This is a genomic window from Mesorhizobium sp. WSM4810 (genome assembly GCF_055811235.1).
The window spans coordinates 77,945-104,723 of sequence record NZ_JBVVQV010000003.1; the positions used below are offsets into that span (position 1 = coordinate 77,945).

25 protein-coding genes are annotated in these 26,779 nt (G+C 62.0%); 14 read left to right on the forward strand and 11 right to left on the reverse strand.

All coding sequences use genetic code 11. From position 1 onward, the window contains the following. Window positions 1-138 precede the first annotated feature (138 nt). The 8 genes from AC0L3O_RS05495 (at window position 139) to AC0L3O_RS05530 (ending at window position 9,895) form a co-directional block, all read left to right on the forward strand. The gene (locus AC0L3O_RS05495) at window positions 139-882 is read left to right on the forward strand and encodes a competence/damage-inducible protein A (protein ID WP_287237580.1); all 744 of its coding nucleotides are present in this window, start codon (window positions 139-141) and stop codon (window positions 880-882) included. Window positions 883-1,087: 205 nt separating this feature from the next. After that, on the forward strand, window positions 1,088-1,921 hold the full coding sequence (locus tag AC0L3O_RS05500; RefSeq protein ID WP_287237578.1) for a universal stress protein: 834 nt from the start codon (window positions 1,088-1,090) through the stop codon (window positions 1,919-1,921). A gap of 146 nt (window positions 1,922-2,067) precedes the next feature. Beyond that, on the forward strand, window positions 2,068-2,568 hold the full coding sequence (gene gpt, locus AC0L3O_RS05505; RefSeq protein ID WP_473615043.1) for a xanthine phosphoribosyltransferase: 501 nt from the start codon (window positions 2,068-2,070) through the stop codon (window positions 2,566-2,568). 216 nt (window positions 2,569-2,784) lie between these two features. Further along, complete coding sequence (locus AC0L3O_RS05510) at window positions 2,785-3,273, forward strand: NUDIX hydrolase (RefSeq protein ID WP_287237577.1); 489 nt, start codon at window positions 2,785-2,787, stop codon at window positions 3,271-3,273. A gap of 697 nt (window positions 3,274-3,970) precedes the next feature. Next, the gene (locus AC0L3O_RS05515) at window positions 3,971-7,753 is read left to right on the forward strand and encodes a vitamin B12-dependent ribonucleotide reductase (RefSeq protein WP_473615045.1); all 3,783 of its coding nucleotides are present in this window, start codon (window positions 3,971-3,973) and stop codon (window positions 7,751-7,753) included. A 164-nt stretch (window positions 7,754-7,917) separates the two neighbouring features. Beyond that, a complete protein-coding gene (locus AC0L3O_RS05520) occupies window positions 7,918-8,688 on the forward strand; it encodes a HipA family kinase (RefSeq protein WP_473615046.1) in 771 nt (256 codons plus the stop codon). Next, entirely contained in the window at window positions 8,672-9,559 is an 888-nt protein-coding gene (locus AC0L3O_RS05525) for a DUF3037 domain-containing protein (RefSeq protein ID WP_473615047.1), read from the forward strand. Before AC0L3O_RS05520 ends, AC0L3O_RS05525 begins: the two co-directional genes overlap by 17 nt. A gap of 129 nt (window positions 9,560-9,688) precedes the next feature. Next, a complete protein-coding gene (locus AC0L3O_RS05530) occupies window positions 9,689-9,895 on the forward strand; it encodes a type II toxin-antitoxin system HicB family antitoxin (RefSeq protein WP_473615049.1) in 207 nt (68 codons plus the stop codon). 107 nt (window positions 9,896-10,002) lie between these two features. Here the strand turns inward: AC0L3O_RS05530 and AC0L3O_RS05535 are convergent, their stop codons facing one another. The 9 genes from AC0L3O_RS05535 to AC0L3O_RS05575 form a co-directional block, all read right to left on the reverse strand. Further along, a complete protein-coding gene (locus AC0L3O_RS05535) occupies window positions 10,003-10,719 on the reverse strand; it encodes a glycine-rich domain-containing protein (protein WP_473615050.1) in 717 nt (238 codons plus the stop codon). Window positions 10,720-10,967: 248 nt separating this feature from the next. Next, entirely contained in the window at window positions 10,968-11,432 is a 465-nt protein-coding gene (locus AC0L3O_RS05540; protein WP_473615051.1) for a lysozyme inhibitor LprI family protein, read from the reverse strand. Between the two features lie 217 nt (window positions 11,433-11,649). Continuing rightward, window positions 11,650-13,848 carry an esterase-like activity of phytase family protein gene (locus tag AC0L3O_RS05545; RefSeq protein ID WP_473615053.1) on the reverse strand — a complete coding sequence of 733 codons (2,199 nt, stop codon included), beginning with the start codon at window positions 13,846-13,848 and terminating at the stop codon, window positions 11,650-11,652. A 150-nt stretch (window positions 13,849-13,998) separates the two neighbouring features. Next, complete coding sequence (locus AC0L3O_RS05550; protein ID WP_473615054.1) at window positions 13,999-15,015, reverse strand: glycoside hydrolase family 25 protein; 1,017 nt, start codon at window positions 15,013-15,015, stop codon at window positions 13,999-14,001. A gap of 219 nt (window positions 15,016-15,234) precedes the next feature. Further along, window positions 15,235-15,483 (reverse strand): hypothetical protein, encoded by a 249-nt coding sequence (locus AC0L3O_RS05555; protein WP_128173211.1) that lies wholly within the window; start codon window positions 15,481-15,483, stop codon window positions 15,235-15,237. Between the two features lie 121 nt (window positions 15,484-15,604). Next, window positions 15,605-16,003, reverse strand: a complete 399-nt coding sequence (locus AC0L3O_RS05560) for a GFA family protein (protein ID WP_128168487.1) — start codon at window positions 16,001-16,003, stop codon at window positions 15,605-15,607. Window positions 16,004-16,190: 187 nt separating this feature from the next. Next, window positions 16,191-17,147 carry an alpha/beta fold hydrolase gene (locus AC0L3O_RS05565; protein ID WP_473615055.1) on the reverse strand — a complete coding sequence of 319 codons (957 nt, stop codon included), beginning with the start codon at window positions 17,145-17,147 and terminating at the stop codon, window positions 16,191-16,193. Window positions 17,148-17,173: 26 nt separating this feature from the next. Further along, the gene (locus AC0L3O_RS05570) at window positions 17,174-17,659 is read right to left on the reverse strand and encodes an SRPBCC family protein (RefSeq protein WP_236378199.1); all 486 of its coding nucleotides are present in this window, start codon (window positions 17,657-17,659) and stop codon (window positions 17,174-17,176) included. Between the two features lie 137 nt (window positions 17,660-17,796). Then, the gene (locus AC0L3O_RS05575) at window positions 17,797-18,045 is read right to left on the reverse strand and encodes a ParB N-terminal domain-containing protein (RefSeq protein ID WP_027154214.1); all 249 of its coding nucleotides are present in this window, start codon (window positions 18,043-18,045) and stop codon (window positions 17,797-17,799) included. A gap of 156 nt (window positions 18,046-18,201) precedes the next feature. Between AC0L3O_RS05575 and AC0L3O_RS05580 the strand changes: the two genes are divergently transcribed. From AC0L3O_RS05580 to AC0L3O_RS05600, 5 genes are all read left to right on the forward strand, one after another. After that, window positions 18,202-19,842, forward strand: a complete 1,641-nt coding sequence (locus AC0L3O_RS05580; RefSeq protein WP_473615057.1) for a N,N-dimethylformamidase beta subunit family domain-containing protein — start codon at window positions 18,202-18,204, stop codon at window positions 19,840-19,842. A gap of 1 nt (window position 19,843) precedes the next feature. Continuing rightward, window positions 19,844-21,223 carry an aminotransferase family protein gene (locus AC0L3O_RS05585; protein WP_473615058.1) on the forward strand — a complete coding sequence of 460 codons (1,380 nt, stop codon included), beginning with the start codon at window positions 19,844-19,846 and terminating at the stop codon, window positions 21,221-21,223. Between the two features lie 3 nt (window positions 21,224-21,226). Next, window positions 21,227-22,156, forward strand: a complete 930-nt coding sequence (gene kce / locus AC0L3O_RS05590) for a 3,5-dioxohexanoate:acetyl-CoA acetone transferase (RefSeq protein WP_473615060.1) — start codon at window positions 21,227-21,229, stop codon at window positions 22,154-22,156. A gap of 226 nt (window positions 22,157-22,382) precedes the next feature. Continuing rightward, window positions 22,383-22,886 carry a GNAT family N-acetyltransferase gene (locus AC0L3O_RS05595; protein WP_473481770.1) on the forward strand — a complete coding sequence of 168 codons (504 nt, stop codon included), beginning with the start codon at window positions 22,383-22,385 and terminating at the stop codon, window positions 22,884-22,886. A 9-nt stretch (window positions 22,887-22,895) separates the two neighbouring features. Further along, entirely contained in the window at window positions 22,896-23,927 is a 1,032-nt protein-coding gene (locus AC0L3O_RS05600; protein ID WP_473615061.1) for a histone deacetylase family protein, read from the forward strand. 18 nt (window positions 23,928-23,945) lie between these two features. On the opposite strand, the gene AC0L3O_RS05605 is transcribed toward AC0L3O_RS05600, so the two are convergent. Continuing rightward, window positions 23,946-25,211, reverse strand: a complete 1,266-nt coding sequence (locus AC0L3O_RS05605; protein ID WP_473615062.1) for a cysteine desulfurase-like protein — start codon at window positions 25,209-25,211, stop codon at window positions 23,946-23,948. A 59-nt stretch (window positions 25,212-25,270) separates the two neighbouring features. Beyond that, window positions 25,271-26,338, reverse strand: coding sequence for an aldo/keto reductase (locus tag AC0L3O_RS05610; RefSeq protein ID WP_473615064.1), 1,068 nt, complete (start codon window positions 26,336-26,338; stop codon window positions 25,271-25,273). A gap of 245 nt (window positions 26,339-26,583) precedes the next feature. On the opposite strand from AC0L3O_RS05610, the gene AC0L3O_RS05615 reads away from it, so the two are divergent. Next, on the forward strand, window positions 26,584-26,748 hold the full coding sequence (locus tag AC0L3O_RS05615; protein ID WP_023798224.1) for a hypothetical protein: 165 nt from the start codon (window positions 26,584-26,586) through the stop codon (window positions 26,746-26,748). Window positions 26,749-26,779 lie beyond the last annotated feature (31 nt).

Consider the following 26,779-nt stretch of genomic DNA (forward strand, 5'->3'; position numbering starts at 1 on the left):
ACAAGGGGAGAAGGAAGAAGAGGCGCATTGCCGCCAACCATCCGCCGCGTTATCTCAGGCGACCCTGTCTGCCTCAGGCGACGCTGTCTGCCCAGGCGACCTTGTCTGCCTCAACTGACCTTCTGCCGGAGCCTGCCAATGCCCCAAATCGTGACCGCCGCCATGCTCGTCATCGGCGACGAGATTCTGTCCGGCCGCACCAAGGACAAGAATATCGGCCACCTTGCCGACATCATGACGGCGATCGGCATCGACCTGAAGGAGGTGCGCATCGTTGCCGATGAGGAAGACGAGATCGTCGCCGCAGTGAACGCCTTGCGTGCCCGCTACACCTATGTCTTCACCACCGGCGGCATCGGCCCGACGCATGACGACATCACCGCGGATGCCATTGCCAGGGCGTTCGGCGTGCCCTGCGACTACGACGCCAAGGCCTATGCCATGCTGGAAGCGAGCTACGCGGCGCGCGGCATCGAATACACCGAGGCGCGCAAGCGCATGGCGCGGATGCCGCGCGGCGCCGACCATATCGATAATCCGGTGTCGATCGCGCCGGGCTTCCGCATCGGCAACGTCCATGTCATGGCCGGCGTGCCGGCGATTTTCCAGGCGATGCTCGACAATGTCGTGCCGACGCTGCAGGCCGGCACCAAAATGCTGTCGGCCACGGTGCACTGTCCGTTCGGCGAAGGCCTGGTCGGCGGACCGCTGGGCGAGATCCAGAGGGCGCATCCGGACACGATCATCGGCTCCTACCCGAAATACAGCGACGGCAAGTTCTGGACCGAGCTGGTCGTCCGTGCCCGCAGCCAGCAAGCACTGGACGCCGCCCGCGCCGACGTCGAAGCGATGGTCGCAGGGCTCGCCAGCGCGGCCAACTGATCCAAAGCGCATCGCGCCTGAGAGGATTCATGCGACGCGCCTTCTTGTCTTTATTCATGGTGCCCCAAACCGCTGCGCACCACGCGCCCGAGGGCATGCTTTTGGGCGACATACATTAGGCCATATCCGGGCTAACCGGAACCAAGCATAGTGCTGTAACGTTTCATGCGGGCGAGTTCGCTCGCCCGCGAATTGAGGGGTTGCCATGCGATTCAAGACCATCGTCGCCATACTGCAGAACGAACAGGACGCGGAGCGCGTGCTCGAATGCGCCGTCCCGCTTGCCGACAAGTTCGAGAGCCATCTCATCGGCATTCATGCCGAAGCGCTTCCGGTCCCCTACACCTCGGCCACCGGCTTTCCCGACACCGAGTTCCTGCAGGTTTCGGCCGACATGAACAAGGAACGCGCTGAAAAATTGCGGGCGGTTTTCCTCCGGCATGTCGAAGAGTCCGGCCTGTCCTTCGAGTGGCGCAGCCTCGAGAGCTTTTCAGGAGACAGCGCGCTGACCGGCATCCCGACCGTTCGCACCGCGGACCTGATCATCGCCGCGCAGCGCGAGACGGGCGGCGATCAAAACGCCGATGTCGACACGCTGGTCTATGACGCCGGCCGGCCGGTGCTGGTCGTGCCGCACTCAGGCCCGCTGATCACCAGCTTCAAGCATGTGCTGCTCGCCTGGAACGGCAGCAAGGAAGCGGCGCGCGCCGCTTTCGACGCCCTGCCCTTCATCATCGAGGCCGAACAAACCGATATTGTCGTTATCGACCCGCCGGACACGCTCGACGAGGCCCCGGAGGCGGCCGGCGCCGAAATCGCCGCCGCCCTGTCCAGGCATGGCGCCACGGTCAGCGTCTCGGTGCTGCAATCGGCCGGCCACTCGGTCGACGAGGTGCTCCAGACCAGGGTTGCCGAAACTGGCGCCGACCTGCTCGTGCTCGGCGCCTACAGCCATTCCTGGCTCCGCCAGCTGCTGTTCGGCGGGGTCACGCGCACGGTGCTGCGCACAGTGCCGGTGGCAGCTTTCCTGTCGCGGTAAATCGACAAGCGGCAAGTCCACAGGCGGCAAGTCCACAGGGATCGCCTGCCGCCGCCACTTGCCAACGCCTAGGCTTTCCAGTTAATTCCGCGCGCATTCCTTCAGGTGTCTGCGCGCATTTTCGCGCGCAGCGGAGTGCGCGAAAAATGTCCCTTCCCGAAAAGGCCTTTCCCGTCTCGTGGGATCAGTTCCACCGCGACGCGCGTGCGCTCGCCTGGCGGCTTGCCGGCGCCAACAAAGGCCAATGGAAAGCGATCGTCTGCATCACCCGCGGCGGCCTGGTGCCGGCCGCCATCATCTCGCGTGAACTCGGCATCCGGGTCATCGAGACGGTTTGCGTCGCCTCCTATCACGACTATGCCAGCCAGGGGCAGTTGCAGGTGCTGAAGGAGGTCACGCCGGCACTGCTCGCCGATGACGGCGCCGGCGTATTGATCATCGACGACCTCACCGACACCGGCAAGACCGCGGGCATCGTCCGCGCCATGATGCCCAAGGCGCATTTCGCCACCGTCTACGCCAAGCCGAAAGGCAGGTCGCTGGTCGACACCTTCGTCACCGAGGTCAGCCAGGACACCTGGATCTATTTTCCGTGGGACATGGGCTTCACCTACCAGAAGCCGATCGCCGACGACCACGCCGGCTGATTCGCGGCAGCTGCTTTTTCTCCTCCCGGAACATACCGGCGCGGCCTTCTTGCCGGCGCACTTCTTGAAAGAGTGCAGCGGCGCACGATATTCCTGAATCGACGTCTCGTGTGTGGTTAATTCGTGCGTATGAGGTTTTTTACTTTTATTGCTTATGATTAGCCGTAAGATTCACGAGACGGCAAGTGATTCTGGAGGCTGGGGCAAGCTTCTCCGATGTTGACGAGGCCAGTAACGCACAACCATTTGGCCGAAAGGGTCCAGCGGCTCTTCGGCACAGCGCCGTGCCGTCTGCAGGTTGCAGCATTGCCCTGGCGCGATACCGGGCATGGCCTCGAGATCATGCTGATCACCAGCCGCGATACCGGCCGCTGGGTGCTTCCCAAGGGCTGGCCTGAGGCCAAGGAACTGCTTTGCGAAGCGGCGGCGCGCGAGGCCGGCGAGGAAGCCGGGCTGCGCGGCACGGTCTCCCACCACGAAGCCGGCCGCTACTTCTATGCCAAGGCTTTGGCTTCCGGCGAGGAAGTGCCTTGCGAAGTCCTGGTGTTTCCGCTGCGGGTCGACAAGATCGCCGACCGGTGGAAGGAAAAGCGGTCGCGCATCCGCAAATGGGTCAGCCCAGCCGAGGCCGCGCACATGGTCAACGAGCCGGACCTTGGCCAGATCATCGCCTATTTCTGTGCCGACCCGCACCAGTTCTCCTGAGCAAGCATAGACTCACCGGCCAAAGCCGCATCACCGGCGATGTTCTTTGGCAAAGGGAATCGATTTTGCCACTCCAGCTTTGGCATGCGTTGTCCGGCTGATGGCCTGCACGTGGGTAAAATCGAAAATCCTGCGGGCCACTTCTATCCCCGTTATCCACATATGTGACACACAAGATGTTGGGGTCACAAAAGCTACGCAAACGAATCCTTGACGGCGCAAAACGAGTCGCCTTTTATAGGTCATGCGCTCCTGTTGAGAGTGCGACCGGAAAGTTTTGAGCCCGGTCTTTTTTCCCGGATTATGTGCGTTTGGCCGCATTTCCGCCTGGCTAGGGGCCGGCGGAGGCGTCGGGATTGTGGGGTCTTTGGGGGACGAAAAGGGAAAAATGTCGGACTGGAATAAATTGTCTGTTAATACTATATTTAGTGTTTGCAGGTAGGTTCGACGCTAGATAGTGTGAAGTTCCCTCGATTGAGGGAGTCGCAAAAAAGTTTCAGTCTTGAGGGACCCGCAGGGTCCGTCGGCGCGTTGGACGACTACTTCGCAAGGAGTTCGACCAGCAGGGCGGGCGGAGCCTCGTGAAAAGGAGCCGGCCGTTTTCGAACGCCGGCAGACGGCGGACATGCGCGTTTCGCAATGGGGGCAGAAATCCCCTGGGAAAGGCGCTATATCTAGACACAAAGGGATAGGACCAATGCGCATCGAGCGTCGTTTCACCAAGCAAGGGCTAGCAGGTCAAGAAGGGGCGGCTTATGCGGAGATCGAATTCCGCAAGGCGCTTTCGGAGATCAAGAATCCGGATGGCTCGGTGGTGTTCCGCTTGGACAACATCGATGTGCCGGCGCAGTTCAGCCAGGTTGCCGCCGACATCCTGGCGCAGAAATATTTCCGCAAGGCCGGTGTGCCGGCACGGCTGAAGAAGGTCGAGGAGAATGACGTCCCCTCCTTCCTGTGGCGCTCCGTCGCCGACGAGGCCGAACTGGCAAAACTGCCGGAGGCCGAGCGCTACGGCTCCGAGATCGACGCCCGCCAGGTCTTCGACCGGCTCGCCGGCACCTGGACCTATTGGGGCTGGAAGGGCGGCTACTTCAAATCGGAGGAAGACGCGCGCGCCTTCCGCGACGAGCTTGCCTATATGCTGGCCACCCAGCGCGTTGCGCCGAACTCGCCGCAATGGTTCAACACCGGCCTGCACTGGGCCTATGGCATCGACGGCCCGAGCCAGGGCCACTTCTATGTCGACCCGTTCACCGGCAAGCTGACCAAGTCGAAGTCTTCCTACGAGCATCCGCAGCCGCATGCCTGCTTCATCCAGGGCGTGCAGGACGATCTCGTCAACGAAGGCGGCATCATGGATTTGTGGGTGCGTGAAGCGCGCCTGTTCAAATACGGCTCCGGCACCGGCTCCAACTTCTCGTTCCTGCGCGGCGAAGGCGAAAAACTGTCCGGCGGCGGCCGCTCGTCCGGCCTGATGAGCTTCCTCAAGATCGGCGACCGCGCGGCGGGCGCTATCAAGTCGGGCGGCACGACGCGCCGCGCCGCAAAGATGGTCATCGTCGACGCCGACCATCCCGATATCGAGGAGTTCATCGACTGGAAGGTCAATGAGGAGCAGAAGGTGGCTTCGCTGGTCACCGGCTCGAAGATCGTCAAGAAGCACCTCGAAGCGATCATGAAGGCCTGCATCAACTGCGAAGGCCAGGACGACGATTGCTTCGACCCGGCCATCAACACCGCGCTGAAGCGTGAGATCAAGCTGGCCAAGAAGGACGGGGTGCCGGAGAACTACATCTACCGCGTCATCCAGTTCGCCAGGCAGGGCTACACCTCGATGTCGTTCAAGACCTACGACACCGACTGGGATTCGGACGCCTACCTCACGGTTTCGGGCCAGAACTCCAACAATTCGGTCTCGCTGAAGGACGATTTCCTGCGCGCCGTAGAGCAGGACGGCGACTGGCATCTCACCGCCCGCAAGGACGGCAAGGTGATGAAGACGCTGAAGGCCAGGGATCTGTGGGAGAAGATCGGCTATGCCGCCTGGGCGTCGGCCGACCCGGGCCTGCACTTCAACACGACGATGAACGACTGGCACACCTGCGCCGCGGCCGGTGCGATCCGGGCGTCCAACCCGTGCTCGGAATACATGTTCCTCGACGACACCGCCTGCAACCTGGCCTCGATCAACCTGCTGCCCTATCGCAACGCCGACGGCACCATCGACATCGCTGCCTACGAGCACACGGTTCGGCTGTGGACCATGGTGCTGGAAATTTCCGTCATGATGGCGCAGTTCCCGTCGAAGGAGATCGCCAAGCTCTCCTACGAATACCGCACGCTCGGCCTCGGCTACGCCAATATTGGCGGCCTGCTGATGACCTCGGGCATTCCCTATGATTCCGACGAGGGCCGCGCCATCTGCGCAGCACTCACCGCCATCATGACCGGCACCGCCTATGCCACCTCGGCCGAAATGGCCGCCGAGCTCGGCGCCTTCCCCGATTACGACCGCAATGCCCAGAACATGCTGCGTGTCATGCGCAACCATCGCCGAGCCGCCTATGGCCACAAGGACGGCTACGAGAAACTCGCCGTCAACCCGGTGCCGCTGGTCGCCTCCGACCTGAAGCAGCCGGAGCTTGCCGCCCATGCCAAGGCTGCCTGGGACCGCGCCATCGAGCTCGGCGAGGAGCATGGCTACCGCAATGCGCAGGCGACCGTGATCGCGCCGACCGGCACGATCGGCCTGGTCATGGATTGCGACACCACCGGTATCGAGCCCGACTTCGCGCTGGTCAAATTCAAGAAGCTGGCCGGCGGCGGCTATTTCAAGATCATCAACCGCGCCGTCCCTGAAGCGCTGCGCACGCTCGGCTATTCGGAAAGCCAGATCGCCGAGATCGAGGCCTATGCGGTCGGCCACGGCAATCTGAACCAGGCGCCTGCCATCAACCCAGGCTCGCTTAGGGCAAAGGGTTTTACCGACGACAAGATCGCAGCGCTCAATGCGGCGTTGAAGTCGGCCTTCGACATCAAGTTCGTCTTCAACCAGTGGACGCTGGGTGCCGATTGGGTGAAGGAGACGTTTGGCTTCACCGACGAGCAGCTCAACGATTTCTCGTTCGAGATGCTGCCGGCGCTCGGCTTCTCGAAGAAGGACATCGAGGCCGCCAACATCCATGTCTGCGGGGCGATGACCCTCGAGGGAGCACCATTTCTGAAAGACCAGCATCTGCCGGTGTTCGACTGCGCCAGCCCGTGCGGCAAGATCGGTAAGCGTTCACTGTCGATCAACAGCCACATCCAGATGATGGCGGCAGCCCAGCCCTTCATCTCCGGCGCCATTTCCAAGACCATCAACATGCCGAACGACGCGACGGTGGAAGACGCCAAGGGCGCCTACATGCTGTCGTGGAAGCTGGCGCTGAAGGCCAACGCGCTCTATCGCGACGGCTCGAAACTCTCGCAGCCGCTCAACGCCTCGCTGCTTGCCGACGTCGAAGACGACGAGGACGATGCCGTCGAGCAGCTGATCGCCGCACCTGCTTCACAGCGCGCCGTGCAGGTGACCGAAAAGATCGTCGAACGCGTCGTCGAACGCCTCTATCGCGACCGCGAAAAGCTGCCGAACCGCCGCAAGGGCTATACCCAGAAAGCGGTCGTCGGCGGCCACAAGGTCTATCTGCGCACAGGCGAATTCGACGACGGTCGCCTCGGCGAGATCTTCATCGACATGCACAAGGAAGGTGCGGCCTTCCGGGCGATGATGAACAACTTCGCCATCGCCATCTCGCTCGGCCTGCAATATGGCGTGCCGCTCGAGGAATATGTCGAAGCCTTCACCTTCACCAAATTCGAGCCGGCCGGCATGGTGCAGGGCAACGACGCGATCAAGAACGCCACGTCGATCCTCGACTACGTGTTCCGCGAGCTTGCCGTGTCCTATCTTGCCCGCCACGACCTCGCCCATGTCGACCAGTCGGACTTCGACAAGACCGCACTCGGCCGCGGCATCAACGAAGGCAAGGCGACGCCGTTCTCGAAGGGGCTGACCCGCGGCGTCTCCCCGGTCAAGCTGGTGTCGGGCATGGGTGCCGACCCCAAGGGCTTCGGCGGTTCAAGTCCCTCTCCCGCCCCCACTCGCTCGGTGCCGACCGCGTTCTCGGGCTCCAACGTGCTGGCGCTGAAGCCGGCCAGCGACGAAGCGATCGCCTATAAGCGCGACTACGAGGAGCGGGCGAAGGAACTGGTCGAGGACATCGTCTACGAGGAGGCAACCGACCCGACTGGGCTGTTCACCGACGAGGCCGCGAAAGAAGCGGCCGAGGCCAAGGCGCTTGCCGCTACAAGGCGTCAGCAATCCCTGATGCAGGGCTACACCGGCAACGAATGCTCCGAATGCCACAATTTTACGATGGTGCGGAACGGCACCTGCGAGAAGTGCGACACCTGCGGCTCGACGAGCGGGTGCAGCTGAGCGTCGGCAATCCGATTATTTCAAGGAGGGGGATTCCATGGCGTACATAGCTGACCGGCCCAAGCTTGGTGGTTTGGGCCACCCATTCCGAGGATCAAATGTCCCGAGGCTCACCCAGTAAATCTGCCTCCGTTGCAGTAATCCGACCTGGTCTCCTGCCATTCATGCCGGCAGAGAGACAGGTCGAATTGTTTCCCCTGACTACCCTGATCGAGATGCAGGATACGACTGGCACCGCAGATGCATGGGGGCGAGTAGAAGCGTCGGATTCGCACCTCTATTTGGTCAAGACAGACGAGCGTGGTGGTAAAGCAATTCGCGCGTCCGAGTGGGTCGGAACACGTTTGGCTGAGGAACTCAATATGCCCTGCGCGACACCGAAAGTGATACAATTGTCCGATGGACAATTATGCTTCGGGTCCCGAATCATTGCCGGAATAGCCGACACAGCGAAAACATCTCAGATTTTGACTTCTGCAACGATTGGGCTCGGAGCATCTCCCTTCCCTGGTCTGCAGGCACTCTTGAGCGCCCTGTACGCGTTTGACATGTTTACGAACAACGTCGACCGCCACGATGAAAACTACATTTCGGTAGAAGATCGTGGCACCCGGCGCTTCTATGCCATTGATTTTGGTCGCTCTCTTTTCTGGCACGGTCGGCTCGATACTTTTCCGGCACCAACCCAACAGACGAGAACCACTTTTAGAAAAATAGTACAAAGGCACGGATTCGATTTGGCCGCCGCGAACGCAATGATCGATCGGCTTGCCGAAATAGGGTCAGAGAAGATATCAGCCGCATTCTCATCGATGCCGGATTCGTGGCTTGAGCAAGCGGCAAGACTGGAGTTTACTCATTGGTGGGAGAACGGCGAGAGGCAACGGCGCTTAGAGGCGCTTCGCAAAGGCTTATCTGATGCCTCACTCATATAAGTTCGCCATTGTGCGGCTTGAACCCAACGACGGCCGAGGGGAACGGTTGAACCTCGGCGTCGTCATTTTGCGGAGCGATAGTTTAGACGTTCGTGTGACACGCAGCTTGGATCGGGCACGGGTATTGTCGGCTGCGCTCGACAAACAGGTATTACTCGATCTCTTTTCCAGCTTTCGAGACATCGATGATCGCGCAAGGCGCGAAGGCCCGATCACTGAAGAAGGTAGATTTGACCGTCTTTCGCGGCTGGGACCGCTCTCGGTCGTTAAGGCCGGACAATTTGTAGCCGACTCCCAACAGGCCTATGAGAACCGGATTTCGACTATTCTTGAGCGGTTGGTTGAACCTGAACCCGCTCCACGGAAGGTGAGGGAAAAGCGTACAAAGCTATACACTCAAGTGAAGAGAGTTCTGAAGGACCAAAGAATCCTCGCTCGCAAAGAAGAGGGCCTTGATTCCCATCGAATTGTTGCCGGCTATGAACTCGACGAAGGCCTTGTCGCCGATCTTGTTTTGCGAAATGGCGCATTTCACGTCTTCGAAACCGTGGATGCCTCTGGGGACGAAACATCATTTCGGAAGGCTGTTTCAGAGATCGCTATCTCGGCACTGGTGATTGAGCGGGCAAAAATGCGGTTCGGAGAGAAATCGACGAAAGCGCGCTTGATTTATTCGGCCTCCGCAGCGCTAGAAAAACTTGCTCGCCCATCGCTGGACGCGGCGGCTCATCAAGGCGTTGAGCTTGTAAATTGGGCAAGTTTAAACGATAGGAATAATTTCCTTGCTACTGTGTCCCCGCTGGCCGATCCCATAGAGAATGGAAAAGGAAAGCAATTCGCGTCCATTCTTCAGGACAAGCTTTTCCACTAAGCAAAAGCAGGTCGAATCTACTTTACTTCGGCCGGTAGCGGCGCGTTCTGGCCGGCAAGCCGTCTCTAGAGGTTGCAGCGGGAACACTGAACAGCATCCTCAAGCAGTCCGGTTTAAAGGAGTGATGACATGCGTTACGCGGTGGTGATCGAAGAAGCCGGGAATAATTTTTCCGCTTACGTGCCGGATCTACCCGGCTGCATCGCGACCGGCGCGACGGTGTCTGAGGTGGAAACCGAAATTCGCGATGCAATACGCTTTCATATCGAAGGCTTGCGTGCCGATGGGCTGGATGTACCCAATGCTGTCAGCCTGGCCGAATATGTAGACGCATAAAACTGGGGCGACTAAAGTCACTCTGTCGCAAGGCGCATTGCGCTGGAATGTCGGTAGAAGTCCGGAAGAATGGCCCCGGGGCAGGAGACATTCCTGCCCGGAACTGCTTATTCACCGCCGCCGCCACACCCGCCGCCATCACCGCATCCACCGCCGCCGCCGCAGCCTCCGCCATTGGCGTTCTGTCTGTTTCTTTGCGGCCGCCCGACCGGAAGCAGGCGCGTAAGGGCCACGAATGCCGCCATTCCGACAATCAACATCCACGCGGACGAATTCCAATCGAGACTCCATCCTGCCCACAAAACGAAGAAGGCATAGAAGGCAGCGGTGCCGAGTTGGCTTTTCGTGACATATGGCAACCGCGAAGTCTCGACGACCGTGTGTCGCTCGGCGTCGCCGAAGCGAATCTGCTCGCCCGGCCAGATGTCGGACGGCGGCATGGTGCCGAATTCTTCCTGATACCGTTCCTTCGTTCGCCTGTAGCAATCGTGGAATTTGGAGTTTTCAGCAGCACCGCCTTCGGTCGGTTCGTGATGGATATCCCTGCCCAGCACACGACGGCAGAAATTGTCCCAGTAGCTACGGGTATACACGAGGTGCAGGTGCCAGGCTTCATCGACTTCCTGCGAAGGGGTCAGCATCTCGTCAGAGACGCACATCAGGTAGACGAATTTTTTGTATTCTTCGACGACACGCAGCGCAAACTCCGGCGGCCAGCCGTTTTCTCGGGCAAGCCTGGCCGAGAAGGGCAGATTGATGTCGGGTTGATCGAAATTGTAGCCTTCAATGCGATGCCAGAGATTGAGGTCGCTTGGTCCGCTCATCTGCCCTCTCATCGACGGTGGAACGACAAGAACTATAGCACATTCTGTGGAATGCACCGGCGGGGTACGTGTTTGCGTCTCTCTAGCTGCGCATCATTGTAATCGACCACTCCCCAACAGAGGGGTGGACAGTGAACCCAAGACTCGCGTCGCCCGCCGATACGGACGAGGGGAAACAAGGGCCAGGGCGATTGCCGCCGCCGAGGCGAATTTGTTGCGTCTCATGGTTTCCGTATTCGTTATCGAATTCACTGAATGACTATTGTTTTCAGTTCCTGAAGCCTTTGGTCGTAAACCGAGTTCAGGCACTCTTTGTTGGCTCCGCAGTCGTTGCGGTCTGTAAGCCAGATCCGTTGGACACCCAGGATGCGCTTTCGGAGTTCCGGCTCGACGTTGTCGCGAATCCAGAAGTATATCGAGTTCATTGCTCGATCTTTCGCCCAGATGCTTTCGTCGTCGCACATTGCCAGTTCTGATGGCGTGGTAGCTTTTGAGCAGGCGTAGCTCGGACCGTGGATGCCATTCGGCTGCCCTTGACTTCTCAAATGAGCCTCCGTCTTGATGCACACCAGCAACGGCCCTTTCGTATTGATTTCAGCCTTCGCCTCTTCAAGCATGGCCGTCCAGATGTCGACCCACGCGTCGTTCCCGGCGATGGCCTGTCCTGTCTTGATTGCATCCATGTGGGCGCGCTCAACGACGTCGGCATCCATTTGAAGGTATCCGGCGCACCGGGATCGTAGAATGCCATAAGACACGAAGCGGTCAGCATAGACGTCAACCCGCCGCGCATGTCGTCAACGAAAACAGCCGCAGCGAAGATTCTGCGGCTGTCGATGTCCCGTCAGGGAAGACGTCGCGCGGCCGAAACGACCCCACCCCGATCCGCTTCGCGGATCGACCCTCCCCTCAAGGGGGAGGGAAACACCCTCAGTTCACGGCGCTGATGTTGCCCAGGCGTAAGAACAGCGTTTCGCCGGAAGAATCATCGACGCCGTCATTGTCGGTGGCGACGAAGATATCGCCGTTCTTGTCGATGGTGAAACCTTCGACCTTGTCGATGACATAGCCGTTGGTGGCTGATTTCAGGTCGCCGACGATGTCGCGCACCAGCGTCTTTTCGACCAGCGGCAGGTCGCCACCAAGCTTGGCAGGTTTGAAGGCGTCGAGCGCCACCGAATAGATGCGCTTCACCTTGGCCAGATCGCCGATCTGGTTGTCGCGTTCGAGGATGTAGAGCTTGCCGTCATGCGTGGTGATCTCCGACAGGCCCATCCAGCCAGCTTCGGTCGCTTCGAGCGGGTAGCGCACCGCCGACCATTCCTTGGCCTTGGGCTTGTAGGCCAAGAGCTTGACCTGGCCCTTGGGGTCGTCGGCCCATTCGCGCTGGACGGCCATCACCAGCGTCAGGTCGTCGCCTTCGCCGACCGCGGTGATGCCTTCGAGACCGAAGCGGCTCTGGTGGGCGAGCAGTTCCATCGGGAAGCCGATTTCCTGCTTGATCTCGCCCTTGTCGTCGACGCGCAGGATGGCGTGCGGGACGAGCTTTGCCGGATCGCCTTCATTGGCCAGCCAGAAGCCGCCTTCACCGTCGGCGACAAGACCCTCGATGTCGAGCTTCTGTGCAGGATGGCCATCACGCGTGACGATGGTCTTGCCGGTGATCAGCGCCGGCGTCTGGGTGGCATCGATCTCGAAGATCGAGGGCGCGTTGGCGTAGAAAGAGTCCGAGGCAGCGAACAGCTTGCCGGCAGCGTCGCTGGCCGCGAGCGCCGAAAGCGCGCCCCAGCCGAGCGGCGTGCCGTCTGCCATGGGCTTTGCCGTGATCATCGGGTAAGTGGCGGGGCCTTCGGAGCGCTCGTAGATCATCACGTGCGAGCGGGCGAGCCCGTCCTCGACCAGGTCTGCCTCGTTGGCGGTGACCAGGAGATTGCGCGACGGGATCGCGACCAGGCCTTCGGGGCCGATGCCGGACGGCAGGATCTGGACAAACCCTGGCTCCGCACCCGTGTCCTTGTAGACGCCGACAACGGAGCCACGCTCCGAAGCGACGAAAAGCAGCCTGTCCTCGCCGAACGTGCCGGTCTCAAGACCTTCCGGCTCGACGCCCTTCTTGTTGCGGTCGTCGGGATAATGGCCGGCTTTGGCGACCTGGTACTCGAAGGACGAACCGGATTCGTAGAGGACCTCGCCCTCCTTGCTGAAGATCGTGAAGCCGCGCGAGCCGCCCTTGTAGTCGCCTTCGTTGGCAACGACGAAGCGGTCATTGTCGAGCCATTTCACGGCGTCGGGCTCGCGCGCGACGTTTTCGATCTTGCCATCAAACGACAAGGCACCGTTCTTCCTGGTGTCGATCTTGTCCAGAGTGGCGGAGCCTGCGGAAAAGTGCGTGACGATCGCGCCGGTTTCGGCGTTGACGATGGCGATGTGGTTGTTTTCCTGCAGCGTGACTGCTATCTCGCCGGCCTCGTTGAAGGCGACGAATTCCGGCTCGGGATCTTCCCCAGCGACTTCGGCAATGCCCGCCAGGTTGACGGTCTTCAACGTCGCGCAATCAGGCTGGCCTTCGGCAAGCGTGAATATCTTAAGGTCGCCGGCCGGCATCTGCGGAATTTCTCCGTCGTTCAGATCCTCGTCGCGCTCGTTCTCGATGGCGATGGCCAAAAACTTGCCGTCCTTGCTGAACGCCAGCGAGTCCGGCTGGCCGCCGAGGTCGCAGGTGCTTTCGATCGCCTTGGAGGCAAGATCGATAACTCTGAGGTTGCCCGAAGGCCTGGCTTTGCTTTCCGACGTGTTGACGCCGGCCAGCACCTTGCCGCCGATGACCACAACCGAGGTCGGCTCGCCGTCGATCTTGACGATACCGCCGGCCTTGGGCGCCTTGGGATCGGCGATGTCGATGAAGCCGACCGCACCGAGCGGGCTATCGGAATAAACCAGCGTCATGCCGTCTTCGCTCGCCGTGATGATCTCGGACGAAGTCGGCGTGGTGTTCTCGACATCCGCCGGGAGGTTTCCGGCGACTGCGAAGCTCGCGACCCGGTTGAACATCATGTCGGCATGGGCCGGCAGCGAAAACGAGGCAGCAAGCGCTGCCGTCAGGACGAAAAGCGCGGAATGGCGGGGCACGGGTGGCGTCTCCTGTTCGAATGGAAGCCACCTGATTGGGGGAACGACATTTCAAAGCGATGACGGATCGATGACACTTCCGCGACAGGCGGTCAGGTCCGTCGATATTCACCTCATGCTGGTCTGCAAATGGGCGCTTTCGTCGGCCGCCTACTCCGCCTCGGCCACCATCTGCCGCCCGCCAGCCCAGTTCCGCCAGGCTCTCTCGTCGCCGTGGAAGACGTTGAGGTCGATGCGGCCCCTCACCCCATGCGACAGGCCGGAGCCGGAATACTGCCAGAACACCCATTTGCGGCCGGGATAGACCTTTGCCGGGTGCTGTGCCACCGCGCGCAGCCAGAATGGATAGTCCAGAAATGCGCCTCTGAGATTGTCGCGGTAGAAATCAGGCGCGGTGTAGATGATGGGCCGCTGGCCGTAGTGGCGCTCGAGCTTGTCCATGAAGACCTGCATCTTCTCCAGCACCTTTTGCCGCGACGGCCGCCGCTTGCAGCTGGATTCGCCGTTCCACTCGACATCGATCACCGGCGGCAAGGCGCCCTCGACCCTCGGCACGTTGCGGATGAACCAGTCAGCCTGCTCACCAGCGGTGCGGCACCAGTAGAAGAAGTGATAGGCGCCGCGCTTGAGGCCGGCGGCGTCGGCATTGCGCCAGTTCTTCCTGAACATCGGGTCGAGGTGATCGCCGCCGTCGGTCGCCTTGATGTAGGCGAAGTTCGCGCCCTGCGCGCGCAGCTTCGCCCAGTTCACGTTGCCTTGCCAGCGCGAGACGTCGACGCCGTGAACGGCGAGGTGTCTGGGCGATGCCCTGCCGAAATTGATCGGCTTGGCGTCACGGAACCGATAGCGCTGGACCGGCTCGGCAAGGATCGGTGCTGCCCGTGCCAGCCGCTTCGGCGCCACCAGGGCAATCGGCTCGAGGGGTGGCTCGATGCTTTCGGCAGGCTCCGGAGTGGCCATCGCCACAGTCTGCTCCGTCGCCTCCTCCGGCGCGAAGTCGGGTTCGACATCGGCAGCGCCGACCGACGCCACCGGCGCGGGCGGCCGCACAACCGAACTGGTCGTCTCGCTGGACGGCACTTGCAGCGCGTCGACGCCGGACGTGGACGTGCAGCCGGCAAGGCAAAGTGACGCGATCGAGAAGATGACGACGCCTGATAACCGCATCTGGACCTGTACGCAGAACACAACAGACCGAGGGCAAGACAACGCCGCCGGACAAACCAGTCCGGATTACTAACAAGAAATTACCAACAAAGTTTGAATCAAATTGTTAGGGCAGAGGGGCTGGGCAAGGCGCTCGCTCTATCACCGTAGCGGTGAGAGCCTGGAAACGCCGCAGGACCGAAGGCGCGCGAAGGATCGCCGACGCCTGCAGGCCGCTGCTTAGCCGCACAACCATAGCTTGTGGCAGCTCTCGGCTACCATATGAGCGGGCGGGACGGAGCGGTCGGTGCCAAGGCGATCGGAGTTTGGGCGATCGGTGACGGGATTGACAGACGCATCGTCATCCCGGCGAACCTTTTCTTCAAGCAGCGAGCGAAGCTCGGCCGGCTGCACGCGGTCACGCTCCATCACCAGCTTGACCATCGGATCGCTCAAAAGCTCATCCAGGGTGTTAATTCTGTCATTCATCCGTCGCCTCCTTCGACTGCCGACCCGCAGGCAATAGATAGGCGGCAATGATGGCTCGCCAATGACGCTTTGCCGACTATCTCGTGTCCCGGACGAAAAAAATTTGGGCACGCCCTGCGCCTCAGTTGGGCGGGGGGGCGCCTTCATATTGCGGCAGTTCGTCGTCGAGTTGCACCCAGGGCTGCTTCGAGGCGGTCCAGATATGCATCTGCGGTTTGAACATGGAAGGATCGTCGAGCGAGCCGGAGGTGATGCCGATGATGCCGGCGGAGTCGCGCCGGGAAAACATCGTCGTGCCGCAGCCCGGGCAGAAGCCGCGCTTGAGATCGGGCGAGGAATTCACCGTCGCCACCGGCCCGTCAATGGTCACATCGTCGATACGGAACAGCACGCGGGCGTTGAAGGCCGCGCCCAGCGCCTTCTGGCAAAGCCGGCAATGGCAGACGCGCTCGTTGATCGGCGCGGCCTCAGTGCGGTAGCGCACTGCCCCGCACAGGCAGCCACCCTGATATTTCGCCATTGCCTTAGCCCGTCTTTCTGAAGATTGGCAGGAAGGTAGCTGCCGGGATAGGAGCGTCAATTGAAAAGCTTTGATGGCGCCATCTGTTGGCGTGATGCGGCAGGCCGAATGTACGATCAGGCGCGATGCGCAACGAGCGTCGCCGGCCATCTCGCGGGAGGACGGCCGGCAGGCAGTTGTCAGGCGGTCAGTGCGTTTCTCTGACGATCTCGTCCCAGGTCTTGACGTTGGTCTCGCCATTGAGGAAGGGCAGTGCGGCGGCCACCAGTTCCGGCGCGAAAAACACGTCGTAGTGGGTGCGGTTCGGCAGGATGGCCAAGCGGTTCTGCGACAGGTTCTCGCGCATCCAGCCGGCGTCCTTCAGGCCGCCGCCGAGCATCTGATAGAACTTGATCTCATGCTCGGGCCGGTACATGTCGCTGTCGCCAAATATCAGCATGACCGGCATCTTCAGCTTCGCCACGTCGGCGGAGTAGTCGTAGTCCTTGCGCATATGGGTGCCCAGCTGGTCGAGCAGTTTTGGAAAATCCTGCGGGTGCGGCGTGACCGCCACGTAGGATTTGTACATCGGCGTGTCCTTCATCATGTCGGCCATCGCCGCGCCGACCTGCGCCTGCTGAGTACGCATGTCGGCATAGAAGCCGTCCGAGGCATAGCCGGTCGAGACCAGCACCAGCCGGCGCACTGTCTCGGGATGCTGGACGGCCATGCGGAAGGCGACGCCGCCGCCCAGCGAGTAACCCATGACGTCGACTTTGTCGTAGCCGAGCGCCTTGACGATCGCCGCCATGTCGTCACCCATCGCCTCAAGGCTCAACGGCCGATCGCCGAGCGCGGTGCGGCCGTGACCATGCAGGTCGACGCCGATGACGGTGCGGCTTTCGGCAAGCTTCGGCAGGATCGGCGCGAACATATCTGTGGTGCCGAGACCACCATGCAGCAGAAGCAGCGGCTCGCCCCGGCCATAGACGGCGTAATAATAATTCAGGCCGTTGATCGGCAGCAGGCCGGATTTCGCCGGCTTCGGCATGGCTTTCGTTTCTCTGGTCATGGACGGCTTTACGTCCTCGGCATTGCTGGCGCCCGGCGCGGCGAAGAGCGCCGCGGCCGAGGCGAAAATGGCGAAAAACATCGATCTGGACATGTCGGTCTCCTTGCGTCCCGCCGATATCAAAGCCGCTTGGCGACTTCTTCGAGCTGGTCGGCGCACTGGCCCCAGCCCTCGTGAAAGCCCATCTTCTCGTGCTCTTCGCGGTCAGTGACCGACCAATGCGCAACCCGGGCGATGTAGCGGGTCTTGCCCTCGCCCTCATCCTCAAAGGTCAGCACGACCGTCATGAACGGCTTTTCGGACGGCTCCCAGGCCTTTGTGTAGGCGTCGGTGAGAACGATCTTCTTGCCCGGCACGACTTCGAGGAAGACCCCGGGGTTCGGGAATTCGTTGCCGTCGGGTCCGGCCATGACGACCAGGCTTGAGCCGCCGGTGCGCACGTCCATTTCGGCGCGCGGCGTCGTCCAGGGCTTTGGCGCGAACCATTGCGTCACGAGCTTCGGCTCGGTCCAGCAGCGATAGACGTTCTCGCGCGGCGCATCGATGATACGGGCAAGAACCAGTTCACGGTCGGAGCTGGGGGCGATGTCGAGCTTGGTCGTCATGATGGTCTCCTCACTTGCTTGCAAAAGGGTTGCTTGAATGCCGGTTTCCGTCTCAAGGACGAGTGGGCAACGCGCAGCCCGACACGGTTTCGCGAAAAACTTCGCCAGGCCGATTCCGGCGGACGCCGAATGAGAGCTTAGTGGCGCTTGGCTTGCACCAGATAGGCGTCGATATCGGTCTCGCCGAGCCACTTCGCCGCTTCCAGCCGGTGCAGGCCTTCAACCAGGATATGGCGCTTGCCGTCGTGGCGCACCTGGATCGGCGTCTTCATGCCGTTTTCCAGGATGTCCTCGGCCAGATGCCGAACGGTCTCGGGATGCAGCGTCTTCCTGCGCGCGGTCGGCACGTAGATGTCGTCCACCCTGACCTTTTGCACTCTCAGCATGTCGGCTCCCGCGGCGGAAAAGGCCGCCTTTTGAGAGATAGTCGGTTTGACAGGCAAGGCCAAGGCCGGCTGTCAGCTATCGCTGGCCCGATCGTTTCCGATTGACGCTTGCCGAGCAGATGGCCGAAATGGCCATCTTCGATCATGCCGGTAGCCATGACTGACTTGCCGACCGAATTCCCCGATTTCGGACTGACGCCCCACCAGCGCCGGCAAGCGGTGCGCGGCCACTACTGGGAATGGCCGGGCATGGACGGCGAACATGGCGAGATCTGGTGCTACAGCGACCGTTTCTCATACCGTCGGGGCGAGACGGTGACGCTGCATGTCAGCTCGACGGCCTCCAGCTTCAGCATGGCGATCGTCCGCGACGGCGGCATCGAGACGAAAATGTTCGAGAAGGCCGGGTTCGCGGCACGCTGGCAGGATACACCCGACCAATGTTCGGTCCTAGGCTGCCGCTGGGACGCGTCGTTTGAATTCCGCGTCGGCGACGACTGGCCGTCCGGGGCCTATCGCGTCACGCTGACGGCGGATGGCCGCGATGGCAAGCCGGTCCGCTGCCACCATCTTTTCATCGTTACCCCGCAGCCCGGCAAGAAACGGGGTCGTTTGCTGCAGGTCGCCGCCACCGGCACCTGGCTTGCCTACAACACTTGGGGCGGCTCCAATCATTACGAAGGCATCACCGGCCCGAACCGCGACCAGTATGCCCCAATGGTGTCGACGCAGCGGCCATGGTGCCGCGGCTTTGTTGTCCTGCCGAAGGAGGCGCCGCGCGTGCCGCTCGAGGTCGCCGTGCCGCCCAAAACCGTGCCGCGCTATCCGCATATGGAATGGGCCTTCGCCACCGGCCATTCGAAGAAATACGCCTCGTCGGGCTGGGCAAGTTATGACAGCCACTTCTTTCGTTTTGCCGAGCGTGCCGGCTATGCGGTCGACCTTGCCAGCCAGCACGAATTGCATTTCTCGCCCGAAATCCTCGACGGCTATGACTGCGTCGTCTTCGTCGGGCATGACGAATACTGGACCTGGGAGATGCGCGACGCTGTCGACGCCTACATCGAGCGCGGCGGCCATGCGGCGCGCTTCGCCGGCAATTTCATGTGGCAGACCAGGCTGGAGGACGAGGGCCGCCGGCAGGTCTGCTACAAATACCGCGCCCGTGCCGAGGATCCGGCCTATCGCGGCGGCGACGTGACCCGCGCCACCAACTCCTGGGAAGCACCGGAAATCGGCCGGCCGGGTGCGACGACCTTCGGGCTCAATGCGACCAGGGGCATCTACGCCGGCTGGGGCGGTTGCGCACCGCGCGGCGTGCGCGGCTTTCCGGTCTACCGGCCTGAGCATTGGGCGTTCGCCGGCACAGGCATCTATTACGGCGACCTGCTCGGCGCCGACAGCCATGTCTATGGCTACGAGGTCGACGGGCTCGACCACGAGATCCACGGCGGCCTGCCCTACCCGACGCCCGACAGCGGCGCGCCGGATGGGCTGGAAATCCTTGCGGTCGGCATGGCTGCGCAAGTCGAGGAGAGCGCCGACATCGCGTTCGAACACCAGTTTCTCGGCAACGAGGATGGACGCTTCACCGCCGAAACGCTGTTCGGCGAGGCGAGCGACGCCAATCTCGACAAGGTCAAGCGCGGCAACGGCATGATCGTCAATTTCCGGCGCGGCAAGGGCGAGGTGTTCCACGCCGGAAGCTGCGAATGGGTCGCCGGCCTGCTAAGGCAGGACGCGATGGTCGAGCGCGTCACCAGGAATGTACTCGACCGCTATCTCGGAAAGTCCTGACATGCTGAAGTCCCAGACCCCTGGCCCGGATACCGAGACGCGCCTGCCGTCGCATCTGTTCTATCTGTCCAGCCTGCGCCGGCCGCTGGTCGACCGCGCCGAAGGCATCTACATCTGGACGCAGGACGGCCGCCGCTTCATCGACGGGTCGAGCGGACCGATGGTCGCCAATATCGGTCATTCCAACCGCAACGTGCTCGAGGCGATGAAGCGGCAGATGGATCGCGCCACCTTCGCCTACCGGCTGCATTTCGAGAACGAGCCGGCCGAGGACCTGGCACGGGAGTTGGCCGGAAAGCTGTCCGAAGGCCTGGACCGGATCTTCTTTGTCTCGGGCGGTTCGGAAGCGACGGAATCCTGCGTCAAGCTGGCGCGGCAATGGGCTGTCGCCACCGGACAGGCCAGCCGCTGGAAGGTGATCACGCGCTTTCCATCCTATCATGGCGGCACGCTCGGGGCGCTCGCCGTCACCGGCGACGATGCGCTGGCCGAAACCTTTGCGCCGATGATGCAGGTCATGCCGACCGTGCCGGCGCCAGCCGCCTGGCGCGACCGCGACAATCTCTCGATGGAACAGCGCGGCGTCCGCTACGCCGACATGCTGGAGGAGAAGATCCTCGCCGAGGGGCCGCAAAGCGTGCTCGCCTTCATCATGGAGCCGGTCGGCGGCGCTGCCACCGCGGCGCTGGTGGCGCCGGACAGCTATTATCCGCGCATCCGCGAAATCTGCGACCGCTACGGCATCCTGCTCATCCATGACGAAGTGATGAGCGGTGCCGGCCGCACTGGCAAATTCCTCGGCGGCGACCATTTTGACTGCAAGCCCGACATCGTCGCGCTGTCGAAGGGGCTGGGCTCGGGCTATGCGCCGCTCGGCGCGCTGGCGGCATCCATACGGCTGGTGCAGCCGCTGCTCGCCTCCGGCGGCTTCCAGCATGGCCATACCTATGCCGGCAATCCGCTCGCCTGCGCCGCCGGGCTCGCCGTGCTTGGCGAAATGGACCGTCTCGACCTGATCGCCAATGCGGCTGGCATGGGCGATCTTTTGATGGCTGAGTTGAAGGGCCTGGCCAAGCGGTTTCCGTTCGTCGCCGACGTGCGCGGCAAGGGACTGCTGCTAGGCGCCGAGATGGTCGCCGACCCCGATACGCTGCGGCCGATCGCACCGGCGAAGAAGGCCACCCAGCGCCTGCTCGACCTCGCCTATGAGCGCGGCCTGATCATCTATGGGCGAAAGGTCAAGGGCGGGGTCGACGGCGACAATTTCATGGTGGCGCCGCCGATGATCGTCACGGCCGAGCAGATCGGCGAGATCGTCGCCATCATCGGTGACTCGCTGCAGGTGCTGGCCGGCGAACTCGACCTGCCGGTCGAAAGCTGAGCCATGGCGCCGCGAAAAGTCATCATCACCTGCGCCGTCACCGGGTCGGTGCACACGCCGTCGATGTCGCCGCATCTGCCGGTGACGCCGGACCAGATCGCCGCAGAGGCGATCGCGGCTGCCGAAGCCGGCGCCTCGATCCTGCATCTTCACGCCCGTGATCCGAAGGACGGGCGGCCCACCGCCGATCCTGATGTGTTCATGCAGTTCCTGCCGCGCATCAAGCAGGCGACATCAGCGGTGATCAACATCACCACCGGCGGCTCCTCGCTGATGACGCTCGACCAGCGGCTGGCCGCACCACTCAGGGCCGAGCCCGAAATGTGCTCGCTCAACATGGGCTCGATGAATTTCGCGCTGTTCCCGATGCTCGACCGGTCAAGGGAGTGGCAGCACGAGTGGGAGCCGAAACTGCTGGAAGCGACCCGCGACACGATCTTCAAAAACACCTTTGCCGATATGGAGACCGTGCTCGAAAGACTTGGAAAGGGCTGCGGCACACGCTTCGAATTTGAATGCTACGATGTCGGCCACCTCTATTCACTGGCGCATTTCCGCGATCGAGGTTTGGTGTCGGGACCTCTGTTCATCCAGTTCGTGTTCGGCATTCTCGGCGGTATCGGCGCCGATCCCGACAATCTGGTCCATATGAAGCGCATCGCCGACAAACTGTTCGGCGACAGCTACCAGTTTTCGGTGCTGGCCGCCGGGCGCCACCAGATGCCGATGATTGCGATTGCGGCGGCGATGGGCGGCAATGTCCGCGTCGGGCTGGAGGACAGCCTTTACGACGGCCGCCAGCTGGCAAAGTCCAATACCGACCAGGTGCACCGCATCCGCAGCGTGCTCGATGGGCTGTCGCTGGACGTCGCCACGCCCACTGAGGCGCGCGAGATGCTGGCGCTCAAGGGCGGCGATCGGGTGGCGTTCTGAGATGGTTTTGGCCTGAGATGCTTGCGTTCCGTCCTACCCCCCTCTGGCCTGCCCTCTTTGCCACCACTTGGCATCTCCCCCTCAAGGGGGGAGATTGGCAGCTTCGCCGCTGTGCCCGTCTTTGCAACGTTGGTAGTTGGCGAAAGCATTCGTGTCGTCCGATCTCCCCCCTTGAGGGGGAGATGGCCGGCAGGCCAGAGGGGGGTGCCTGGGCGCCCTGCCTGTCGTGACTACGCCATCAACAAACGTCATCATCCGCCCCGGCCGCATCGAGGACGTCGAAACCATCCATGCCGCGATCCTGCGGCTTGGCGCGCATACCGGCGCACACCAGGAAATCACTTCTACGCCCGAAGACCTGCGCACCTGTGGCTTTGGCGAAAAACCTGCCTTCTCGACTCTGATCGCCGAAGTCGACGGCGAGTTTGCCGGCCTGTGCCTGCATTTCCCGATCTTCTCGACCTGGATGGGGCGGCCCGGCGTCTATGTGCAGGATCTCTATGTCGAAGATCGGTTTCGCGGCCGCAGGATCGGCGAACGCCTGCTGCGGCGTGTCGCCCGAGAATGCCGGAAGGACGGCGGCGCCTATCTCAGACTGTCCGTCGACAGCGACAATGAAACCGCCAAGGCCTTTTATGAAAGGCTGGGCATTGCCTGGTCGAGCTACGAGCAGGTGCAGAAAATCGTCGGCGACGCGTTCTTTGCCTTCGCCGATGCACCAGAGGAATGAGGAGCCAAGATGAAAGCCTTTTATGCCGACGAGCAAAAGCGCCACGATCCCAAGGCGTTCCTCTCCAGCGGCGCCCAAAAGCCCAATCCGGAAAAGCCGGAGCGCGTCGAACGGCTGCTCGCCGGCGCCAAGGCTGCCGGCTGCACGATCGAACGGCCGAGAGATCACGGGCTTGGTCCGGTTGCCGCTGTGCATACGCCCGAATATCTCGATTTTCTCGAGCACATCTTCGTGCGCTGGCAGCGCATCGAAGGCGCTTCGGCCGAAGTGATCCCCAACATCCATCCGATCGCGCGGGGCGGCTCCTATCCGGCCTCGGCGGTCGGCCAGGCCGGCTACCACATGGCCGACACCGCTTGCCCGATCTCCGGCGAGACGTGGCGGAGCGCGCTATGGAGCGCCTGGAGCGCGGTTGAAGCCGCCGAGGGCGTGATGGCGGGCGCGCCGGCTGCCTATGCTCTCTGCCGGCCGCCCGGCCATCACGCTTTTGCCGACGTCGCCGGCGGCTTCTGCTTCATCAACAATTCGGCGGTCGCGGCACAGGTGCTACGCAGGCAAGCTGCGCGGGTGGCGATCCTCGACGTCGACCTGCATCACGGCAACGGCACGCAAGGCATTTTCTACGCACGACCGGACGTGCTCACCGTCTCGCTGCATGCCGATCCGGTGCGCTTCTATCCGTTCTTCTGGGGTCATGCCGACGAGCGCGGCGAAGGGCCTGGTCTCGGCTACAATCTTAACCTGCCGCTGGCGCGCAAATCCGGCGATGCCGCGTTCCTCGAAGCACTCGACGTGGCGTTCCAGCGCATCCGCGCCTTTGCACCGGAAGCGCTTGTGGTGGCGCTCGGCCTCGATGCCTTCGAAGGCGATCCGTTCGGCGGTCTGTCGGTGACGACGCAGGGCTTCTCGCGCATCGGCGAGGCCATTGTGGGCTGCGGCCTGCCGACGGTCATCGTCCAGGAAGGCGGCTATCTCTGCGACGAACTCGGCGACAATCTTACTGCCTTCCTCACCGGGTTCGACGGCGGCAAGAAGCGCTGATATCAGCCGGATGCCGCTTCAGAGTCGCTCCTGTCGCAGCATGGCGATAACCCGGTGCACGCTCTCCAGCGTCTCATCGATCTCGGCCGCCGTATTGTAGTGGGCGATGCCGATGCGCACGACACCCTGCTCGGCCGGAATGCCAAGCTGGTGCACGATCTCCCAGGCATAGTTGTGGCCGGACCACAGGAAGATGTTTTCCGCATTCATCTGCCGCACGATCGTCTCCGGCACGATGCCGTCGACAGTGAACGAGACCGTCGGCACGCGCTCTCCGAAGCGCGCCGGATCGGTGATGCCGTGGATGGTCAGGCCTGAAATAGCCGACAGCCCGTCGATCAACTTTTGCGTCAGCCTGTTCTCGTAAGCAATTGAAATTTCAAACGCCTTGCCTATCCTGGCACGTCGCAAACCATCCTCACCGGCGGCGGCGCCCAGCTCCGCAAAATAATCGACCGCGGCGCTCAGGCCGGCCATCAACTCGATCTGCGGCGTGCCGAGTTCGAACCGCTCCGGCAGAGCGTTGGACGAACAGCGGCATTTGTACGGTGTCAGCGCGTTGATGACATTCAGCCGGCCCCACACTATGCCCATGTGCGGCCCGAAGAATTTATAGGCCGAGCAGGCCAGGAAATCGCAGCCAATGTCCTGCACGTCGATCAGGCCGTGCGGCGCGAACTGCACGGCGTCGACATAGACCAGCGCGCCGGCCTGCCTGGCGATGCGGGTCAGCGCCTTCACCCGGTTGATCGAGCCGGTCAGATTGCTGGCGTAGTTCAAGGCGACAAGCCGCGTCCTGTCGGTGAGCAGCGCAGCAAGCGCCGCCTCCTCGATCTGCCAGCTCTGCTCATCGAAAGCCAGCCAGCGCACGACCAGGCCAAGATCTTCGGCGAGCTGCAGCCACGGCGAAACGTTGCCCTCGTGGTCCATACGGGTGAGGATGATCTCGTCACCGGGTTTCATCGTGCGGCCGAGAGTGCGCGACATGTGGTAAGTCAGCGTCGTCATATTGGCGCCGATGATGATTTCCTGCGGGCTTGCAGCACCGAGGAAATCGGCCATCGCCGCATGGGCGTCATCGACGATCTGTTGCGCCGCGATCGTGGTTTCGAAGAAGCCGCCGAGATTGGCGTTTGTTGTCAGCAGGCAACGTGACACCGCGTCTGCGACCGCCTGCGGCACCTGCGTGCCGGCAGGGTTGTCGAGATAGATGCGGCGACGGCCCTTGTCGGTCAGCGACAGTGCCGGAAATTTCTCGCGCACGACCTCAATCGGAAAATTCACTTTTTCCCCCTCCCTACTGAAATCGTTTGGCAATCACACCTGCAGAGCCGGAAAGCAGCTCACGGACACGGGTTGCCGACACGCTGGTGGATTGCATCGACCGCCTTCTGCATATCCTCGGTCCAGACGACATCAGCGGAAGACAGCGCCATTTCGAGCTGCGGAAGGGTCGTCGCGCCGATGATGCTCGAAGTGACGAAGGGCCGGCTCGTGACATAAGCGTTGGCAAACAATGCCGGCTCCATGCCGAAAGAGCGCGCCAGTTCGTTATACTGGAGCTGCGCCTCCGCGGCATTGGGCGTCTCGTAGCGCTGGCCACGGTTGAAAAGCTGAGAACGCGAGCCTTGCGGCCGCGCGCCATGATCGTATTTGCCGGTCAGGTAGCCTTGCGCCAGCGGCGAATAGGCGAGCAGGGAAACCTGTTCGCGCTCGCAGACCTCGGCAAGGTTCACCTCGAAGCCGCGGTTGACGAAATTATAGGCGTTCTGCAGCGACGCCAGGCGCGGGCCGACGCCTTTGTCGGCTTCGCCGATAAACCGCATGACGCCCCAGGAACTCTCGTTCGACAGGCCGAAATGGCGGATTTTTCCGGCCTTCACCAATTCGTCGAAGACGGCGAGCGTTTCGGTGATCGGCGTCTCGCCGCCCGGTGCACCGGCGGAATCTGTCCGCAGCGGCACGGCACCGACGCGGTTCGGATTGGCGCCCCATGGCACGTCCCGTTCCGGCCAATGGATCTGGTAAAGGTCGAGATAATCGGTGTTGAGCCTGGTCAGCGACTTTTCGACGGCATCGAAGATGTCGGCGCGCACCAGCTTCGACGGGCGATCGCCGCGAAACCATGTGTTGGCGGTGCGGCCAACCACCTTCGAGGCGAGGATCACTTGGTCGCGGTTGCCCTTTGCCCTCATCCAGCTGCCGATGATCTTTTCGGTCCAGCCTTGCGTCTCCGCCTTGGGCGGGATCGGGTAGAGCTCGGCAGTATCGATGAAGTTGACGCCGCGCGAAAATGCCAAATCCATCTGGGAGTGGCCATCCGCTTGGGTATTCTGCTGGCCCCAGGTCATCGATCCCAGGCAAATCTGGGAAACAAGAAGATCGGTCCGACCAAGGCGGCGTTTTTGCATGGTAATTTCTCCGGCGGGAACTCTTTTGCGCGGCTGCGCAGGAAGGAAGCCGCAGCATACAGGAATGCACCGGCTGTCTCCAACCCTGGCGCCAGTGGCCAGCGACTTTTTCGAGAGGCCGAAGCAGGGGCGCTCGGCGACGTCAAAAAATCAGTGCGGCATGGCTGCCATGCTAATGCTGCACTGCACAATTGTCACGGTTTGCCTATATTGGGGCTTGGGAGGACCAACCAGGGGCTTGAATCATGGGTTTCCTCACTGAAATGTTCGCCCGTCCGCGTCCGCAGGAACATCTGCGCTACCGCGCCGCTCTGGCGCTGCTTCATTCGATGAGCAATGCCGACCGGGCCGACATCGGCATCAAACCAGCCGATTTTCCGCGCGTCGCCCGCGAAATGTCCTCACGTTAGTCACGGATATCCCGGCTCGACCGGGATATCT

Excerpts from the sequence above, each read along its gene's own strand:
- AC0L3O_RS05495 (WP_287237580.1), top strand. The coding sequence starts at position 139 with ATGCCCCAAATCGTGACCGCCGCCATGCTCGTCATCGGCGACGAGATT.
- AC0L3O_RS05500 (WP_287237578.1), top strand. The coding sequence starts at position 1,088 with ATGCGATTCAAGACCATCGTCGCCATACTGCAGAACGAACAGGACGCG.
- gpt (WP_473615043.1), top strand. The coding sequence starts at position 2,068 with ATGTCCCTTCCCGAAAAGGCCTTTCCCGTCTCGTGGGATCAGTTCCAC.
- AC0L3O_RS05510 (WP_287237577.1), top strand. The coding sequence starts at position 2,785 with ATGTTGACGAGGCCAGTAACGCACAACCATTTGGCCGAAAGGGTCCAG.
- AC0L3O_RS05515 (WP_473615045.1), top strand. The coding sequence starts at position 3,971 with ATGCGCATCGAGCGTCGTTTCACCAAGCAAGGGCTAGCAGGTCAAGAA.
- AC0L3O_RS05520 (WP_473615046.1), top strand. The coding sequence starts at position 7,918 with ATGCCGGCAGAGAGACAGGTCGAATTGTTTCCCCTGACTACCCTGATC.
- AC0L3O_RS05525 (WP_473615047.1), top strand. The coding sequence starts at position 8,672 with ATGCCTCACTCATATAAGTTCGCCATTGTGCGGCTTGAACCCAACGAC.
- AC0L3O_RS05530 (WP_473615049.1), top strand. The coding sequence starts at position 9,689 with ATGCGTTACGCGGTGGTGATCGAAGAAGCCGGGAATAATTTTTCCGCT.
- AC0L3O_RS05535 (WP_473615050.1), bottom strand. The coding sequence starts at position 10,719 with ATGAGCGGACCAAGCGACCTCAATCTCTGGCATCGCATTGAAGGCTAC.
- AC0L3O_RS05540 (WP_473615051.1), bottom strand. The coding sequence starts at position 11,432 with ATGGATGCCGACGTCGTTGAGCGCGCCCACATGGATGCAATCAAGACA.
- AC0L3O_RS05550 (WP_473615054.1), bottom strand. The coding sequence starts at position 15,015 with ATGCGGTTATCAGGCGTCGTCATCTTCTCGATCGCGTCACTTTGCCTT.
- AC0L3O_RS05555 (WP_128173211.1), bottom strand. The coding sequence starts at position 15,483 with ATGAATGACAGAATTAACACCCTGGATGAGCTTTTGAGCGATCCGATG.
- AC0L3O_RS05560 (WP_128168487.1), bottom strand. The coding sequence starts at position 16,003 with ATGGCGAAATATCAGGGTGGCTGCCTGTGCGGGGCAGTGCGCTACCGC.
- AC0L3O_RS05565 (WP_473615055.1), bottom strand. The coding sequence starts at position 17,147 with ATGTCCAGATCGATGTTTTTCGCCATTTTCGCCTCGGCCGCGGCGCTC.
- AC0L3O_RS05570 (WP_236378199.1), bottom strand. The coding sequence starts at position 17,659 with ATGACGACCAAGCTCGACATCGCCCCCAGCTCCGACCGTGAACTGGTT.
- AC0L3O_RS05575 (WP_027154214.1), bottom strand. The coding sequence starts at position 18,045 with ATGCTGAGAGTGCAAAAGGTCAGGGTGGACGACATCTACGTGCCGACC.
- AC0L3O_RS05580 (WP_473615057.1), top strand. The coding sequence starts at position 18,202 with ATGACTGACTTGCCGACCGAATTCCCCGATTTCGGACTGACGCCCCAC.
- AC0L3O_RS05585 (WP_473615058.1), top strand. The coding sequence starts at position 19,844 with ATGCTGAAGTCCCAGACCCCTGGCCCGGATACCGAGACGCGCCTGCCG.
- kce (WP_473615060.1), top strand. The coding sequence starts at position 21,227 with ATGGCGCCGCGAAAAGTCATCATCACCTGCGCCGTCACCGGGTCGGTG.
- AC0L3O_RS05600 (WP_473615061.1), top strand. The coding sequence starts at position 22,896 with ATGAAAGCCTTTTATGCCGACGAGCAAAAGCGCCACGATCCCAAGGCG.
- AC0L3O_RS05610 (WP_473615064.1), bottom strand. The coding sequence starts at position 26,338 with ATGCAAAAACGCCGCCTTGGTCGGACCGATCTTCTTGTTTCCCAGATT.
- AC0L3O_RS05615 (WP_023798224.1), top strand. The coding sequence starts at position 26,584 with ATGGGTTTCCTCACTGAAATGTTCGCCCGTCCGCGTCCGCAGGAACAT.